This window comes from Lysobacter sp. cf310 (genome assembly GCF_900114355.1).
Lineage (GTDB): Bacteria > Pseudomonadota > Gammaproteobacteria > Xanthomonadales > Xanthomonadaceae > Lysobacter.
The window spans coordinates 26309-41519 of sequence record NZ_FOSS01000003.1 but is presented as its reverse complement, the minus strand read 5'-3'; the positions used below and the strand labels follow the sequence as shown (position 1 = coordinate 41519).

Here is a 15211-nt window from a genome sequence, read left to right as displayed (position 1 = left end):
TTACCAGACCAGGTCGTCGGGCACCTGGTATTGCGGATCGGCGTAGGGGTCGTCCTGCGCGGGCGCGTTCGGATCGACCTTGAGCGCGACCGCGGGCGGGAACACCGCCTCGGCCTGGGCCAGCATCTGCGCGCTCACCAGCACGTAGCGGCCGTCCATCTGCAGCACGCCCAGCTCGCCGGCGTTGAGCGCCTTGAGCTGATCGGCGGTGACGTAGATGCGCTTGATCTTGCCGCCATAAGGGAAATGGCGCGCGATCTCGGCGTCGGGCACGTTGAGGGCCTGATCCTTGACCAGTTCGGCCAGGCGCGCACGCGCCTCGCGGCGCAGCCGCGCTTCTTCCTGCTTGGCCTGCTCGGCGGCGATGCGTTCGTCCTTCTCGCGCTGGGCGCGGATGGCGTAGGCCTTGGCCAGGTCGATGTCCTCGCGCGAGCGCGGCTTGCCCTGCCCCGGCTGACCGGGCTTTCCGGCCGGCCTTCCGCCCGGCTTGGCGCCGGCACCGCGGCGCGGTTCGTTGCGCGGCTGGCCCGGCTGCGCGGGCTTGCCGCCCGGGCCGCGCGCATCGGCGCGCGCGCCCTGCGCGGGCTTGCCGTCGCGGCGACCGCCGCCGCGCTTGGGATCGTTGCCGCGTTCGGGCCGCTCGGGCTTGGGCGCGGGCTTGAAGCCCAGGCCTAACAGTTGGTCGCGGAGAGTGTCGCTCATCGGCTTGGATCTTCGGCTGGGGGCTTGCGTGGATAAGAGGTCTAACGAGTGCGGGCGCGCGCGGTGAACGCGCCGCCGCGATCAGTAGTGCGGCGGCGGCGGTTCGCTGGCGGCGTCGTTGCCGACCGGACCGCCGCTGGACATGGCCATGCGCAGCTGGCGCAGTTCCTCCAGGGCGCGGTGCAGCAGCAGCGTGGTGCGCGTTTCCTCGTCGCGCGAAGCGGCGAGCGCGTCGCTGAGTTCGAGCAGGGCGTGTTCCTGGAACGCGAGCCGCGTTTCCAGGTCGATCAGCCGCCGCTCGACCTCGGCATTGCCGGTGTCGGCGCTCACGGCGTGTCCAGCCGGATCGAGCGGCCGCGGCCGATGCCGTAATAGGCCAGGCCCGCCGACTCGACTTCATCGGGATGGTAGAGGTTGCGCCCGTCGAAGATCACCGCGTCGGTGAGCGCGTTGCGCACGCGCGCGAAATCGGGGCTGCGGAACTGCTTCCATTCGGTGACCACGACCAGGGCGTCGGCGTCGGCCAGGGCCGCGCGCGAGGAATCGCACAGGACCAGGTCGTCGCGGTCGCCGAAGATGCGCTGCGCTTCCTCGGTGGCCTCCGGATCGTAGGCGCGCACTTTCGCGCCGGCTTCCCACAGCTGCGCCAGCAGACGCCGGCTCGAGGCTTCGCGCATGTCGTCGGTGTTGGGCTTGAAGGCCAGGCCCCAAACCGCGAAGGTCTTGCCGGCGATGTCGCCGCCGTAGTGGCGCTGGATCAGCTCGAACAGATGGCCCTTCTGGCTGTCGTTGACCGCCTCCACCGCGTCCAGCAGGCGCGCGCTGTAACCGCTGTGCTGCGCGGTGCGCGCCAGCGCCTGCACGTCCTTGGGGAAGCAGGAGCCGCCGTAGCCGGCGCCGGGGTAGATGAAGTGCCAGCCGATGCGCGGGTCCGAACCGATGCCCTGGCGCACCATCTCGATATCGGCGCCGACCTTCTCGGCGATGTTGGCGATCTCGTTCATGAAGCTGATCTTGGTCGCCAGCATCGCGTTGGCGGCGTACTTGGTCAGCTCGGCCGAGCGCACGTCCATCGTCACGATGCGCTCGTGATTGCGATTGAACGGCGCGTACAGGCGCTTGAGTTTCTCCACCGCGGCCGGATTGGACGAACCCACCACGATGCGATCCGGACGCATGCAGTCGTTGACCGCATCGCCCTCTTTCAGGAATTCGGGATTGGAGGCGACGTCGAAAGCCACGTCGACCCCGCGCCGGGCGAGCTCGGCGGCGATCGCGGCCTGGACCTTGTCGGCGGTGCCCACCGGCACGGTCGACTTGTTGACCACCACCACCGCGCGCTCGATATGCCGGCCGATGGTGCCGGCCACCGCCAGCACGTACTGCAGGTCGGCGCTGCCGTCCTCGTCCGGCGGCGTGCCTACCGCGATGAAGATCATGTCGCCGTGCGCGATCGCGGCGGCGGCGTCGGTGGTGAAATGCAGGCGGCCGGCGGCGTGATTGGCCTTGACCATCGGCTCCAGTCCGGGCTCGTAGATCGGAATCACGCCCTGGTTCAGGCCTTCGACCTTGGCCGCGTCGATGTCGACGCAGACCACGTCATGGCCGACGTCGGCCAGACAGGTACCGGTGACCAAGCCCACGTAACCGGTGCCGAAAATCGTAACGCGCATGTCGGGCTCTCTGGTTCTGTTGCGTTCGTGCCCGGCGAACTCCGCCGCCGGGCACGCGTGCGCGCGAGGCGCGGCGGCTTACTTGCCGGGCTTGGGACCGCCGGCGCCGAGCACGTCGAGCAGCTCGACCTCGAACACCAGCACCGAGTTCGGCGGAATCGGGCCGCCCGGGGTGCCCTTCTCGCCGTAGCCGAGCTTGCTCGGGATCCACAGCTTGTACTTGCTGCCGACCGGCATCAGCGCGATGCCTTCCTGCCAGCCCGGCACCACCTGCTGCAGCGGGAACTCGACCGGCTGGTTGCGCTCGTAGGAGCTGTCGAACTGCTTGCCGTCCAGCAAGGTGCCCTTGTAGTGCACGCGCACCATGTCGGTGGGCTTGGGCTTGGCGCCCTTGCCTTCGGTCAGCACCTGGTACTGCAGGCCCGACGCGGTGGTGACCACGCCCGGCTTCTTGCCGTTGCCGGCCAGGAAGGCCTCGCCGTCGGCGAGGTTCTTCTTGGCGTCGGCCATCATCTTGGCGATCTGCTTGGCCTGGATCTTCTGGGCGAAGCTGTCGCGCACCTCGGCGGCCTGCTTTTCGTCCATCAGCGGCTTTTCGCCGGCCAGCACGGTCTTCATGGCCTTGTTGATGGTGTCCAGGTCGACTTCGTCCTTGGCCATCTCCAGCGACTTGGCGATGTCCATGCCGATCATGTAGCTGACCTGCTCCTTCTCGGTGGCCAGGCCGGGGATGTTCTTGACGTCGCCCTTGCCCTCGTCCTTAGCGGTTTCGGATTTGGTCGCGTCGGCTTTTTCGCCGGGCTTCTTGTCGCAGCCGGCGGCGAACAGAACCAACGAGCCCACGGCGAGCGCGAGGGCGGTGTGGCGCAGGAAGGGCTTCATCAAACGGAACTCCTGGTGGGTGGGCATGCCTGCTCGGTCATGCCGTCTAGCATCGGGGGAGCCGCCAAAGTGCCAGCGGCCAGCTGAACGTATCGCTTATCGCATGCCACGCGTGTCCGACGCCGTGACGCCGGACACCTAGTCCTTACAGGATCTCGACCAGCTCGACGTCGAAGGTCAGGGTCGCGTTCGGCCCGATGCTCGGCGGCGCGCCCTTGGGGCCGTAGGCCAGTTCGGCCGGGATCCAGAAGCGGAACTTCGCGCCCACGTTCATCATCGCCACGCCTTCGGACCAGCCCTGGATGACTTGGTTCAAACCGAAGTCGGCCGGCTGGCCGCGGTCGTAGGAGCTGTCGAACACGGTGCCGTCCAGCAGCGAGCCCTTGTAGTTCACGCGCACGCGGTCGCTGGGCTTGGGACGCGCGCCGGAACCGGCGCGCAGCACCATGTACTGCAGGCCCGACGCGGTGGTGAACACGCCCTTGACCGCCTTGTTCTTGGCCAGGAAATCGGCGCCGGCGACGCGGTTCTTCTCGCCCGCGGCGGCCGCGTCGGCTTCCATCTTCTTGCGCATGCGATCGCTGAAAGCGGTCAGCACGGCCTTCTCCTCGGTCTCGTCCAGCAGCGGCTTGGCGTCGCCCAGCACGGTGCGCACGGCCTGCATCAGCAGCGGCACTTCGATTTCGGCTTTGATCGGCGCCAGCGAGGGGCCGACCATGTAGCCGCCGACCAGTTGGCTGACCTTTTCCTTGGCCACGGCCGGCGGCGCCGGCGGCGGCGTGCCCGGCGCGCTGCCCGGCGCCGGCTTGCCGTCGCGTGCGGCCACGCGCGCGCGCAGGGCCTGATCGGTGGCGCGCGCTTCGTCTTCGGTGATCAGCGGCTTGCCGCCGTCGAAACTGTTGCGCACCGCCTTCTCGAACGCGGCCATATCCAGATCCGGACCCACCGGCTTGATCGACTTGCCTACGTCCAGGCCGATCGCATAACTGATCTTTTCGCGTTCGGTAGTCAGCACGGTCTTGTCCTGGGCAATGGCCGCCGCGCTGCTCAGCGCGACCGCAGTGGTGATCAGCGCGGCGGCGCCGCGCACGAAAGCCTTCATCGGGTCCCTACTCCTTGGTATTGGGAATGATTGACGCTGCGGATGCTGGCGCAAGCCCGACATTGTCGCGGGCTGCGCGGCTATCGGCAATCGCGCCGAAATTCACGAAAATTGCGCCGGCGCGGTCCGCGCGCCGGCGGGCGTCGCCAGGACTCAACCGGCCTTCTTGGGGCGCGGCGCCTTCAAGGCGGCCTCGATCGCGGCCACCACGGTCGGATCGTCGGGCTTGATCTTGCTGCCGTAGCTGGCGATCAGCTTGCCGTCGCGGCCGATCAGGTACTTGTGGAAGTTCCATTTCGGCGCCTCGCCGGCGCTGCGCGCCAGGTCCTGGTACAGCGGCGTGGCCTGCTCGCCGACCACGTGCACCTTCTCGAACATCGGGAACTTGACCCCGTAGGTGAGCGTGCAGAACTCCTGGATCTGCTTCTCGTCCTCGAATTCCTGGGCCTTGAAGTCGCCCGAGGGGAAGCCGAGCACGGCGAAACCCTTGCCCTTGTACTTGGTGTGCAGGCCTTCCAGAGCCTCGAATTGCGGGGTGAAGCCGCATTTGCTCGCGGTATTGACCACCAGCAGCACCTCGCCGCCGTACTGGCTGCGCAGGTTGACCGCCTGCTTGCCCGCCAGCGGGCGGAAGCTGCGGTCCAGCAGGCCGCCGGCGGCCGAGGCCAGGCCGGCGACCAGGAGCAGGGAAACGGCGGCCGTGGCGGCCGTACGGCGGAGGCGGGAGGCGGTGGCAGGCATGGCGAGGCTCTGAACGGGGGGCCGGAGGGCCGGTGAGCCAAGTATGACTTCAGTTGGGTACGCCGGACTTGACCGGGCGTGTTTTGGTGTTATAGTTGCATACAACACCGGTCTACCAACGAGCAGGACGTTCGCCATGAACAGCAAGCTCCATAATTCGATTTCAGCCCTCCTGGTCAGCGGCGCCACTTTGGTGCTGGCCCTGGTTGCGGCGAATCCGGCCCTGCCGGATGCCTCCTCCGTCGCCCCGCCCCGGGTCGCGGCCGTCGTCGCCCCCCTGCCCTTGGACGCCGCCGCCATCGTGCGTCGCGCCGAGGCCCAGGCCCAGCGCATCGAGGCCCGCGCCCAGCAGGTCGAGAACCTGGCCGACGTCGCCGCCCTGACCGCCGAGGTCGCCACCGCGGTCGCTCTGGCGAACGCGCTCGAAAACGCCTCTGCCGCGGAGCCGGCCGACGACGCAGTACCGCACCGCAAGGCCCGGAAGGCCACGCGGCGCAATCGCCAGGCCTTAGTCATGCCTTACTTCTCATTCGCACCGCGGGGCTGAACCATGACCGCTATCCAATGGAGCGACGGCGCTCCCATCTATCGCCAGCTGAAGGAACGCGTCGTCGCCATGATGCTCGACGGCGTGCTCAAGCCCGGCGACGCCCTGCCCTCCGTGCGGCAGGTGGCGGCCGAGTATCAGCTCAACCCCATCACCGTCTCGCGCGCCTACCAAGAACTGGCGGACGAGGCACTAGTCGAAAAACGCCGAGGACTGGGCATGTACGTCACCGAAGAGGCCGCCAAAAAACTGCTGCTGAACGAGCGCGAGCGGTTCCTGCGCGAGGAGTGGCCGCTGGTGCTGGAGCGCATCCTGCGGTTGGGCCTGAGCACGGAAGAGCTGCTGTCCGCGGGCAACAAGGCAGGTGCTCAATGAACGCCGACTCCCTCGCCAGCGTCGCCAACGTCGTAAGCGCGCGCAGTCTGCGCAAGGCCTATAAGAACAAGGTCGCGCTGGACAACACCGCTTTCGAGATCCCGGCCGGACGCATCGTCGGCCTGATCGGCCCCAACGGCGCCGGCAAGACCACCGCGCTCAAGGCCATCCTCGGCCTGATCCCGTTCGAAGGCGAGCTCAAGGTGCTGGGCCGCGACCCGCGCACCCAACGCGACGAGCTGATGCGCGACGTGTGCTTCATCGCCGACGTGGCGGTGCTGCCGCGCTGGATCCGGGTCAAGGAGGCGATCGAGTTCGTCGCCGGCGTGCACCCGCGCTTCGACCGCGCCAAGTGCGAACGCTTCCTGGCCGGCACCCAGCTCAAGCCCAACCTGCGCGTGCGCGAACTGTCCAAGGGCATGATCGTGCAGCTGCACCTGGCCCTGGTGATGGCGATCGACGCCCGCCTGCTGGTGCTGGACGAGCCCACCCTGGGCCTGGACATCCTCTACCGCAAGCAGTTCTACCAGCGCCTGCTGGAGGACTACTTCGACGAGGACAAGACCATCATCGTCACCACCCACCAGGTCGAGGAGATCGAACACATCCTCACCGACGTGATGTTCATCCGCGACGGCAAGGTCGTGCTCAACAGCGATATGGAAGTACTGGGCGAGCGTTTCGTCGAAGTGCTGGTCAACGCCGACAAGCTCGAACAGGCGCGCAGCCTGAAGCCGCTGGACGAACGCGCACTGCCGTTCGGCAAGACCGTGATGCTGTTCGACGGCGCGCCGCACGAACGCCTGGCGGAGCTCGGCGAAACCCGCACGCCGGGCCTGGCCGATCTGTTCGTCGCCACCATGAAGGGGACCTACGCATGAACGCGCTCGACCTCAACGCCGACCGCCCCGCCCCGCGCGCCGTTGCCGCGGTCCATCCCACCCACACCTTCCGGCTGTTGCTGCGGCGCGAGTTCTGGGAACACCGCGGCGGTTTCCTGTGGGCCCCGCTGCTGGCCGGCGCGATCTTCCTGCTGCTGGCGACCATGGGCATCGGCGTCGGCGAACTGGCCGCACGCCGGGTCATGGACTCCAACAACAACGCCATGATCAGCACCGATGGCGGCAACTTCCGGCTCAACGGCCTGGACCTGTCCAAGCTGACCGAGAAGTTGAGCAGCGAAGACGTGCGCGAACTCGGCGGCGCGGTCGACGGCCTGCTGTTCATGGCCGGCAGTTGGCCCCTGATCGTGTTGGCCTTCGTGGTGTTCTTCTACTGCCTGGGCAGCCTGTACGACGAGCGCAAGGACCGCAGCGTGCTGTTCTGGAAATCGCTGCCGGTGTCCGACGGTCAGACCGTGCTGTCCAAGGTCGCCAGCGCCACCCTGACCGCGCCGATCCTGGCGGTGGCCGCCTCGCTGGCGACCATGCTCGGCTTCCTGGTGATCCTGAGCGTGGTGGTGCTGATCCACGGCGGCAATCCGATCACCCTGCTGTGGGGTCCGGGCAGCCCGCTCAAGGTCGCGCTGAACATGCTGGCGGGCATCCCGATCTACGCACTGTGGGCGCTGCCGACCGTCGGCTGGCTGATGCTCTGCTCGTCCTGGGCCCGTAGCAAGCCCTTCCTGTGGGCGATCATGATCCCGCTGTTCGCCGGCATCTTCGTCTCCTGGTTCGACCTGATGCAGCTGTTCAACCTGGAAAGCGGCTGGTTCTGGAAGAACGTGGTGGCCCGCTCGCTGGTCAGCGTGTTCCCCGGCGGCTGGATCGACGCGGCCAACATCGGCGAAATCCACGGCGACGGCCCCTCGGTGATCCACGAAGTGATCAACCTGCGCACCATGTACTCGGTCCTGGGCAGCGCCCAGCTGTGGATCGGTGCGGCGGCCGGCGCAGCCATGATCTTCGCCTCGGTCCGTCTGCGCCGCTGGCGCGACGAGGGTTGATCCACGGCGCCGGGCGGACCGCACAGCGGCACCGCCCGGCGCACCCCAAGCGACACCTCGGCGACACCCGATTGCAACCCTGATCGCCCCCACTGCATCCGAGTACGCGACGCCCGCCGCTGCGGCGGGTCAGACCCGACAGGAGTACGTGATGCGCAAGTCCATGCTCGCCGCCCTAACCCTGCTGCCGCTGGCGGCGATGGCGCAGGAGCCGCACTGCCAGCATTCCCAGGCCCGCGATCTGAAGCTGGACCTGGCCGGCGCCAAGGCGGTGGTCTTCGATATCGGCCAGCACGATCTGAACGTGGTCACCGGTACCGACCACGCCGTCCACGGCCGCGCCTGCGCCTCCGACGCCAAGTACCTCCCCGAACTCACCCTCAGCCAGCACCGCGTCGGCGACAAGCTGGTGGTGGTGGCCCGCCGCGACCAACGCAACTGGCTCAGCCTCGGCAACCAGTACGCCTATCTGCGCCTGGAGGCGACGGTGCCAGCCGACCTGATGGTCCAGCTCAACGTCGGTTCCGGCGACGTGCGCGCCAACGGCGTGGCCGCGCTCAGCGCCGATGTCGGTTCCGGCGACGTGCGCGCCCAGAACGTGCGCGGCCAGGTCACCGCCGATGTCGGCTCCGGCGACATCGAGCTGGACAACATCGGCTCGCTGCACGTGGTCTCGGTCGGTTCCGGCGACCTCACGGCGCGCCGTATCGCCCAGAACGTCAAAGTCGGCGATATCGGTTCGGGCGACGTCGAGTTGCGCGAGGTCGGCGGCAACGTCGACGTCGACGAGATCGGCTCCGGCGATATCGACGTCATCGGCGTGCGCGGCAACCTGCACGTGCGCTCGGTCGGCAGCGGCTCGGTCGACCACCGCGACGTCGCCGGCACGGTCGCCGTGCCGCGCGACGACGAATGATCGCGTCCCCCACCTCTTACGTCCTCAGGACTCCGCCATGAAACTCGCCACCGCCGCTTTCGCCAGCACCCTGCTCGCCGTCGCCCTGGTCGGCTGCGGCAGCCACGACCGGGTGACGGTCGGCAACAGCGTCCTCAAGCACATCGAACTCGGCGACGACCGCATCAGCCTGCACGGCGGACGCGAAGTCGCGGTCATCACCAAGCAAGGCGATCTGAGCATCGACGGCAAGGCCGTGGCCTTGAATCCGGCCCAGCGCAGCCAGGCCCAGCGCCTGTACACCAACGCGGTGGGCGTGCGCGACGACGGCATCGCGATCGGCAAGGCCGGCGCCGCGATCGCCGGCAAGGCCGTCAGCGAAACCATCGAGGGCATGGTCAAGGGCGACCCCGGCGCGGTCGGCGACAAGATGGACGCCGAAGCCAACAACATCGCCCAGCAGGCGCAGCGCCTGTGCAAGCGCGTGGTCGAAATGCGCGCCGCCCAGGACGCGCTGGTCGAAAGCCTGCCCGCGTTCAAGCCCTTCGCCACCCTCGACCAGGGCAGCGTGACCGACTGCAACGCTTAACCGAGTGCGGTGCCCGTCGCTTCTCCGGTGCTGCGACGGGCACCTGCTCGACCTGATGTAAACCCCACCTGACGCCCGCCACGCGGGTCGCCGTCCGAATCTCCATCGGAGGACTCGTCATGCCCGCACGTCGCCCGTTCGCCCGCTTGCTGCCCGCTTGTTTCGCGATCCTGCTGCTCGCCGGCTGCGCCGGTCAGGCCGTGCGCGAGCCCGCGCCCCTGCGCGGCGCGGCGCTGGACCGCGAAGTCGAACGCCTGATGCAGGCCGCGCATGTGCCCGGCCTGGCGCTGGCGGTGATCGAAGACGGCCGCGTCGTGCATCTGAAGGCCTACGGTGCGCGCGATCTCGAGCAGCGGCTGCCGCTGACCACCGACACCGTCATGTACGGCGCCTCGATCACCAAAGGCCAGTTCGCCTACGCGGTGATGTCGCTGGTCGAGTCGGGCCGGCTCGATCTGGACCGCCCGATCGCGCAGTACCTGCCCAAGCCGCTGCCCGAATACGAGAAGTACGCCGACCTGGCCGGCGACGAGCGTTGGCGCAAGCTGACCCCGCGCATGCTGCTGTCGCATACCCCGGGCTTCGCGAATTTCCGCTTCTTCACCCCGGAAGGCGGTTACGACCCCAACGGCAAGCTGCGGTTCCACTTCGAACCGGGCACGCGCTACGCCTACTCCGGCGAAGGCATCAACCTGATGCAGTTCGTGATCGAGGTCGGCCTGGGCATCGACGTCGCCGAACTGATGCAGCGCCAGGTCTACGACCGCTTCGGCATGACACGCACCAGCCTGGTGTGGCGCGAGGATTTCGCAGCCAATCTGGCGATCGGCTACGACCCGCAGAACAAACCGCTGGGCCATAAGAAACGCGGCGCCGTGCGCGCAGCCGGATCGATGGACACCAGCATCGCCGACCAGGCCGCCTTCCTGGCCGGGCTGGCCCGTGGCGAGGGGCTGAGCGCGGCCAGCAAGGCCGAACTGCTGCGCCCGCAGATCGCGATCGATTCGGTGCAGCAGTTCCCGACCTTGTTGACGGATGCGACCCAGGACAACCGCGGCATCGCGTTGTCCGCCGCCCTGGGCTGGCTCACCTATCGCGAGCCGCAGGGCCAGGCCTGGGCCAAGGGCGGCCACGACGACGGCACCAACAACCTCGCCCTGTGCGTGGCCGACGGCCGCCGCTGCATGGTGATCCTGAGCAACAGCTCCAACGCCGAAGGCCTGTTCAAATACCTCGCCGACGCCACCCTGGGGCCGACCTGCCTGCCCTGGTTCTGGAACGGCTACATCCCCTACGACCACCCGGAGTGGCGCGAACCGGCCGCGCGCGCGCAGCCGCATCCGGCCTGCGCGCCCTTGCCGCGGCCCTAGCCGCGCGCGGAATCAGCCGCCGCCACCGCCGCCGGCATGGATGCCGCCGCGGGTCAGCGCAGTCGGATCCAGCAACCGGCGCAGCTCTTTCTCGGCCATGCCGGTTTCGGCGATCGCGATCTCCAATACCGGCCGGCCTTCCTTGTAGGCGCGCTTGGCGATCGCCGCGGCCTTTTCGTAGCCGATGATGGGATTGAGCGCGGTGACCAGGATCGGGTTGCGGTCCAGCGCTTCGCGCACGCGGTCCTCGCGCACCTTGAGCCCGGCGATCGCGCTGTCGGCGAGCAGGCGCATGACGTTGGCGAGCAAGCGGATCGAATCCAGCAGGTCGTAGGCGATCAGCGGCAGCATCACATTGAGCTGGAAATTGCCGCTCTGGCCGGCCACGGTGATCGCGCCGTGGTGGCCGATGACCTGGGCGCAGACCATGGCCACGGCCTCGGGGATCACCGGATTGACCTTGCCCGGCATGATCGAGCTGCCCGGCTGCAGCGCCGGCAGTTCGATCTCGCCCAGGCCGGCGAGCGGGCCGGAATTCATCCAACGCAGGTCGTTGGCGATCTTGCTCAGCGCCACCGCCAGGGTCAGCAACTGGCCCGACAGCTCGACCGCGTCGTCCTGCGCGGCCAGGCCTTCGAACTTGTCGGTGGCCGATTCGAATTTGGTTCCGGCCAGCGTCGACAGGGCGCGCGCCATGGCCTTGCCGAAGCGCGGATCGGCGTTGATGCCGGTGCCGATCGCGGTGCCGCCGATCGGCAGGCGGCGCACGCGCTTGAGACTGTCCTCGATACGTTCCTGCGCCGAGCCCAGCTGCGAGGCCCAGGCCCCGAACTCCTGGCCGAAGGTCAGCGGCATGGCGTCCATCAGATGAGTGCGGCCGGTCTTGGTGACCTTGGCCAGCGACTTGGCGCGGCGCTCGATGGTCTTGCGCAGGTGCTTGAGTGCGGGCAGCAGCGATTCGGTCGCGGCCAGCTTGGCCGAGACCCGGATCGCGGTCGGGATCACGTCGTTGGAGCTCTGGCCCAGGTTGACGTGATCGTTGGGATGGATGGCGAGCTTGCTAGCGCGAGTGGCCAGGGTCGCGATGACCTCGTTGGCGTTCATGTTGCTGGAGGTGCCCGAGCCGGTCTGGAACACGTCGATCGGGAACTGGTCATCGTGGCGGCCATCGGCCACCGCCAGCGCGGCGTCGCGGATCGCCAACCACTGGCCCTCGTCCAGCAATTCCAGATCGCCGTTGACCTCGGCCGCCGCGGCCTTCACGTAGGCCAGGGCGCGGATGAATTCGCGCGGCATGGGCCGGCCGGAAATCGGGAAGTTCTGCACCGCCCGCTGGGTCTGCGCGCCCCACAGCGCGGCCGCAGGCACCCGCAGTTCGCCCATGCTGTCGTGTTCGAGGCGGAACGCCGCGGCCGGGGTCCGGCCCTGGCCGGGCACGTACTTCGCAGGCTTGCTGTTCGCGGCCTGGGCCGGGGTCTTGCGTCGGGTCGCCATTGCCAACTCCATTGCGTCGTGGGGTTTGAGAGCGTGGCGGCGCGCGCGCCGGGCGGGCGCGCGTGCGGGCCACGTCGATGAGGTCGGGGGCGCCGCGCCCGCTTGCAAGGGCGGCGCGGCAGGCTGGCATCGGACAGCGCTGGCGACCGTCATGATGGCCGCCGCGGCGCGGGGCGTCGAGTGCGGGCCGCCGCGGCCGGCGCCGTACCGCGGGGTCCGGACGGGAAAAACCGGCGGGCTGTTAGAATGTTCGACTGTTTCCCGCCGCCTCTGCCCATGTCCGCCGACCCCAACGCCCAGCTGCTCGCCCTTTCCCCGCTCGACGGCCGCTACGCCGCCAAGGTCGACGCGCTGCGCCCGATCTTCTCCGAATTCGGCCTGATCAAGGCCCGGGTCAAGGTCGAGGTGGAATGGCTGCTGGCGCTGGCCGAGGAGCCCGGCATCGCCGAACTGGCGCCGTTCTCGCCCGCCGCCGCCGCGCGCCTGCGCGCGCTCGCCGACGGGCTGTCGGTGGCCGACGCGGCCCGGGTCAAGGAGATCGAGCGCACCACCAACCACGACGTCAAGGCGGTCGAGTACCTGATCAAGGAACGCCTCAAGGACGACGCCGAGCTGGGCCCCGCGCTGGAGTTCGTGCACTTCGCCTGCACCAGCGAGGACATCAACAACCTCAGCTACGCGCTGATGCTCAACGAAGCGCGCCAGCACGTGCTGCTGCCGCGACTGGACCAGCTGATCCAGGTCCTGCGCGCGATGGCCCACGAGCACGCCGCGCTGCCGATGCTGTCGCGCACCCACGGCCAGACCGCCTCGCCGACCACGGTCGGCAAGGAAATCGCCAACGTGGTCGCGCGCCTGCTGCGCCAGGGCGAGACCCTGGCCGCGGCGCCGATGCCGGGCAAGATCAACGGCGCGGTCGGCAACTACAACGCCCACGTCGCCGCCTACCCGGACATCGACTGGCCGGCGTTCTCGCAGCGCTTCGTCAGCTCGCTGGGCCTGGACTGGCAGCCCTACACCACCCAGATCGAACCGCACGACGGCATCGCCGAGATCTGCGACGCCCAGCGCCGCATCGACACCATCTGCGTGGACCTGTGCCGGGACATCTGGGGCTATATCTCGCTGGGTTACTTCAAGCAGGCGGTCAAGGCCGGCGAAGTCGGCAGCTCGACCATGCCGCACAAGGTCAACCCGATCGACTTCGAGAACGCCGAGGGCAACTTCGGCATCGCCAACGCGCTGTTCGAGCATTTCGCCGCCAAGCTGCCGATCAGCCGCTGGCAGCGCGACCTCACCGACTCCACCGTGCTGCGCGCCCTGGGCACCGCCTTCGGCCACGCCCTGATCGGCTACGACGCTCTGCTGCGCGGCCTGGGCAAGCTCAGCGTGAACCCCGAGCGCCTGGCCGCCGATCTGGATGCGGCCTGGGAAGTGCTGGCCGAAGCCGTGCAGACGGTGATGCGCCGCCACGGCCTGCCCAATCCCTACGAACAACTCAAGGCGCTGACCCGCGGCCACGGCATCAACGAGGCCTCGATGCGCGAGTTCATCGCCGGTCTGGAACTGCCGCCGGCCGACAAGCAGCGCCTGCTGGCGATGACGCCGGGCAGCTACAGCGGCCTGGCCGAGCGCCTGGCGCGCGAGATCTGACAGCGAGGGCACGCGCCATGGAAGACAATCGCGGCTGGACCCTGGCCGAACACCGCGCCGACGACGGCCTGTCGCTGATGCGGCTCAAGCGTTTCGAGCGCGGTTTCGATTTCCGCGCCTACCCGGAACGCCTGAACCTGATCTGGGCCTACCAGGACGACCGCAGCGTCGATACCGCCTCGCCGGACGAACTCGAAGCCATGCAGCGCTTCGAGGACCGCGTATGCGAGCGCATCGAAGCGGCCGGCCACAGCCTGCTGGCGATCGTGTTCACCGAGCCCGATCACCGCGAGTACGTGTTCCACACCCGCGACGTCGAAGCCTTCATCGGCGTGCTCAATGCGATGCCGCAGGAAGCCACGCCCTACCCGATCGAGATCGATCGCGAGAGCGATCCGGATGGCGAGTTCTATCGTTCCTTCGCGGCCGCGATAGGGCTGCGCTGAAGCGGGCTCGCCTCGTAGCCGGCCGCTCACGCCGAGTGAGGCCACGCCATGACAACGACGATGCGTTTGCTGCTCAATCTCGACGTCCCCGATCTGGGGGCGGCGGAAACCTTCTACATCGCCGCCTTCGGCCTTCGCCCCGCGCGCCGGCTCGGCGACAGCGTGCTCGAACTGGACGGCGCGCAGGTGCCGATCTATCTGCTGCAAAAGCCCGCGGGTAGCGTCGTCGCCGGCGGCTCGGTGCGCGACTATGCGCGCCACTGGACGCCCGCGCACGTGGATGTCGTGGTCGAGGACCTGGACGCGGCCCTGACGCGCGCGCTCGCCGCCGGCGCGATCCAGGAAGGCGCGGTGCGCGAGGCCAACTGGGGCCGCATCGTGCAACTGGCCGACCCGTTCGGGCACGGTTGGTGCCTGCTGCAATTCCTGGGACGCGGCTACGACGAGATCGCAAGCTGACGACGCCTTGTCGCCGGCTTCTCCATCGATCCCTCTCCATCGCCCCCTCTCCATCGCCCCCTCTCCATCGATCCCTCTCCGTCGCCCCCTTTGCAAAAGGGGGCGGGCGCCCCTTGCGAATCGATGTGGATTCTTCACTCGCGGCAGGGGATTTGCTTTGGCTGTGCGCAAGCAAAAGCAAATCCCCCCTAGCCCCCCTTTTTCAAAGGGGGGAACGGATGGGCGGGCGCTACTCGGCGCTACGATGACTGTGGCTGTCGCAGCCCAGCAGGCATTCGGTGGTGAGCCCCAGCCGCTCTCACTCCATCGCCCCCTTTGCAAAAGGGGGCGGGCGCCCC

Annotated in this window: 17 protein-coding genes; 10 read left to right on the top strand and 7 right to left on the bottom strand. The window is 68.5% G+C overall.

What is annotated here, in order from left to right; genetic code table 11:
* From BMZ45_RS11510 to BMZ45_RS11485, 6 genes are all read right to left on the bottom strand, one after another.
* Nucleotides 1-702: a DUF2058 domain-containing protein gene (locus BMZ45_RS11510; RefSeq protein ID WP_091636537.1), complete on the bottom strand. Its 702-nt coding sequence runs from the start codon at nt 700-702 to the stop codon at nt 1-3.
* Nucleotides 703-783: 81 nt separating this feature from the next.
* Nucleotides 784-1032 (bottom strand): SlyX family protein, encoded by a 249-nt coding sequence (locus BMZ45_RS11505; protein ID WP_091636535.1) that lies wholly within the window; start codon nt 1030-1032, stop codon nt 784-786.
* Nucleotides 1029-2375 (bottom strand): UDP-glucose dehydrogenase family protein, encoded by a 1347-nt coding sequence (locus BMZ45_RS11500; protein WP_091636532.1) that lies wholly within the window; start codon nt 2373-2375, stop codon nt 1029-1031. The genes BMZ45_RS11505 and BMZ45_RS11500 overlap by 4 nt, the downstream gene beginning before the upstream one ends.
* A 78-nt stretch (nt 2376-2453) precedes the next feature.
* A complete protein-coding gene (locus tag BMZ45_RS11495) occupies nt 2454-3284 on the bottom strand; it encodes an FKBP-type peptidyl-prolyl cis-trans isomerase (protein ID WP_217643192.1) in 831 nt (276 codons plus the stop codon).
* Nucleotides 3285-3402: 118 nt separating this feature from the next.
* The gene (locus BMZ45_RS11490) at nt 3403-4359 is read right to left on the bottom strand and encodes an FKBP-type peptidyl-prolyl cis-trans isomerase (RefSeq protein WP_091636529.1); all 957 of its coding nucleotides are present in this window, start codon (nt 4357-4359) and stop codon (nt 3403-3405) included.
* Between the two features lie 153 nt (nt 4360-4512).
* Nucleotides 4513-5100 (bottom strand): glutathione peroxidase, encoded by a 588-nt coding sequence (locus BMZ45_RS11485; protein ID WP_091636527.1) that lies wholly within the window; start codon nt 5098-5100, stop codon nt 4513-4515.
* A gap of 136 nt (nt 5101-5236) precedes the next feature.
* Between BMZ45_RS11485 and BMZ45_RS11480 the strand changes: the two genes are divergently transcribed.
* From BMZ45_RS11480 to BMZ45_RS11450, 7 genes are all read left to right on the top strand, one after another.
* Nucleotides 5237-5647, top strand: a complete 411-nt coding sequence (locus tag BMZ45_RS11480; RefSeq protein ID WP_091636524.1) for a hypothetical protein — start codon at nt 5237-5239, stop codon at nt 5645-5647.
* A gap of 3 nt (nt 5648-5650) precedes the next feature.
* Nucleotides 5651-6022 carry a GntR family transcriptional regulator gene (locus tag BMZ45_RS11475; protein WP_091636521.1) on the top strand — a complete coding sequence of 124 codons (372 nt, stop codon included), beginning with the start codon at nt 5651-5653 and terminating at the stop codon, nt 6020-6022.
* Nucleotides 6019-6903 carry an ABC transporter ATP-binding protein gene (locus tag BMZ45_RS11470; protein WP_091636519.1) on the top strand — a complete coding sequence of 295 codons (885 nt, stop codon included), beginning with the start codon at nt 6019-6021 and terminating at the stop codon, nt 6901-6903. The genes BMZ45_RS11475 and BMZ45_RS11470 overlap by 4 nt, the downstream gene beginning before the upstream one ends.
* Nucleotides 6900-7967, top strand: a complete 1068-nt coding sequence (locus BMZ45_RS11465) for a hypothetical protein (RefSeq protein WP_254776616.1) — start codon at nt 6900-6902, stop codon at nt 7965-7967. Before BMZ45_RS11470 ends, BMZ45_RS11465 begins: the two co-directional genes overlap by 4 nt.
* 151 nt (nt 7968-8118) lie before the next feature.
* A complete protein-coding gene (locus BMZ45_RS21675; protein ID WP_091636516.1) occupies nt 8119-8883 on the top strand; it encodes a GIN domain-containing protein in 765 nt (254 codons plus the stop codon).
* A 37-nt stretch (nt 8884-8920) separates the two neighbouring features.
* Nucleotides 8921-9451 (top strand): hypothetical protein, encoded by a 531-nt coding sequence (locus tag BMZ45_RS11455; protein WP_091636514.1) that lies wholly within the window; start codon nt 8921-8923, stop codon nt 9449-9451.
* A gap of 119 nt (nt 9452-9570) precedes the next feature.
* Nucleotides 9571-10821 (top strand): serine hydrolase domain-containing protein, encoded by a 1251-nt coding sequence (locus BMZ45_RS11450; RefSeq protein ID WP_091636511.1) that lies wholly within the window; start codon nt 9571-9573, stop codon nt 10819-10821.
* A 12-nt stretch (nt 10822-10833) separates the two neighbouring features.
* Here the strand turns inward: BMZ45_RS11450 and BMZ45_RS11445 are convergent, their stop codons facing one another.
* The gene (locus BMZ45_RS11445) at nt 10834-12315 is read right to left on the bottom strand and encodes a class II fumarate hydratase (protein WP_091636508.1); all 1482 of its coding nucleotides are present in this window, start codon (nt 12313-12315) and stop codon (nt 10834-10836) included.
* Nucleotides 12316-12591: 276 nt separating this feature from the next.
* On the opposite strand from BMZ45_RS11445, the gene purB reads away from it, so the two are divergent.
* From purB to BMZ45_RS11430, 3 genes are read left to right on the top strand one after another with little or no spacing between them, the layout of a single operon-like run.
* Nucleotides 12592-13968 (top strand): adenylosuccinate lyase, encoded by a 1377-nt coding sequence (gene purB / locus BMZ45_RS11440; protein WP_091636505.1) that lies wholly within the window; start codon nt 12592-12594, stop codon nt 13966-13968.
* Nucleotides 13969-13985: 17 nt separating this feature from the next.
* Nucleotides 13986-14414, top strand: coding sequence for a DUF695 domain-containing protein (locus BMZ45_RS11435; RefSeq protein ID WP_091636503.1), 429 nt, complete (start codon nt 13986-13988; stop codon nt 14412-14414).
* 48 nt (nt 14415-14462) lie between these two features.
* Nucleotides 14463-14873, top strand: coding sequence for a VOC family protein (locus BMZ45_RS11430; RefSeq protein ID WP_254776615.1), 411 nt, complete (start codon nt 14463-14465; stop codon nt 14871-14873).
* Nucleotides 14874-15211 lie beyond the last annotated feature (338 nt).

Excerpts from the sequence above, each read along its gene's own strand:
- BMZ45_RS11430 (WP_254776615.1), top strand. The coding sequence starts at position 14,463 with ATGACAACGACGATGCGTTTGCTGCTCAATCTCGACGTCCCCGATCTG.
- BMZ45_RS11510 (WP_091636537.1), bottom strand. The coding sequence starts at position 702 with ATGAGCGACACTCTCCGCGACCAACTGTTAGGCCTGGGCTTCAAGCCC.
- BMZ45_RS11465 (WP_254776616.1), top strand. The coding sequence starts at position 6,900 with ATGAACGCGCTCGACCTCAACGCCGACCGCCCCGCCCCGCGCGCCGTT.
- BMZ45_RS11485 (WP_091636527.1), bottom strand. The coding sequence starts at position 5,100 with ATGCCTGCCACCGCCTCCCGCCTCCGCCGTACGGCCGCCACGGCCGCC.
- BMZ45_RS11450 (WP_091636511.1), top strand. The coding sequence starts at position 9,571 with ATGCCCGCACGTCGCCCGTTCGCCCGCTTGCTGCCCGCTTGTTTCGCG.
- BMZ45_RS11470 (WP_091636519.1), top strand. The coding sequence starts at position 6,019 with ATGAACGCCGACTCCCTCGCCAGCGTCGCCAACGTCGTAAGCGCGCGC.
- BMZ45_RS11490 (WP_091636529.1), bottom strand. The coding sequence starts at position 4,359 with ATGAAGGCTTTCGTGCGCGGCGCCGCCGCGCTGATCACCACTGCGGTC.
- BMZ45_RS11495 (WP_217643192.1), bottom strand. The coding sequence starts at position 3,284 with ATGCCCACCCACCAGGAGTTCCGTTTGATGAAGCCCTTCCTGCGCCAC.
- BMZ45_RS11480 (WP_091636524.1), top strand. The coding sequence starts at position 5,237 with ATGAACAGCAAGCTCCATAATTCGATTTCAGCCCTCCTGGTCAGCGGC.
- purB (WP_091636505.1), top strand. The coding sequence starts at position 12,592 with ATGTCCGCCGACCCCAACGCCCAGCTGCTCGCCCTTTCCCCGCTCGAC.
- BMZ45_RS11475 (WP_091636521.1), top strand. The coding sequence starts at position 5,651 with ATGACCGCTATCCAATGGAGCGACGGCGCTCCCATCTATCGCCAGCTG.
- BMZ45_RS11445 (WP_091636508.1), bottom strand. The coding sequence starts at position 12,315 with ATGGCGACCCGACGCAAGACCCCGGCCCAGGCCGCGAACAGCAAGCCT.
- BMZ45_RS11435 (WP_091636503.1), top strand. The coding sequence starts at position 13,986 with ATGGAAGACAATCGCGGCTGGACCCTGGCCGAACACCGCGCCGACGAC.
- BMZ45_RS11500 (WP_091636532.1), bottom strand. The coding sequence starts at position 2,375 with ATGCGCGTTACGATTTTCGGCACCGGTTACGTGGGCTTGGTCACCGGT.
- BMZ45_RS21675 (WP_091636516.1), top strand. The coding sequence starts at position 8,119 with ATGCGCAAGTCCATGCTCGCCGCCCTAACCCTGCTGCCGCTGGCGGCG.
- BMZ45_RS11455 (WP_091636514.1), top strand. The coding sequence starts at position 8,921 with ATGAAACTCGCCACCGCCGCTTTCGCCAGCACCCTGCTCGCCGTCGCC.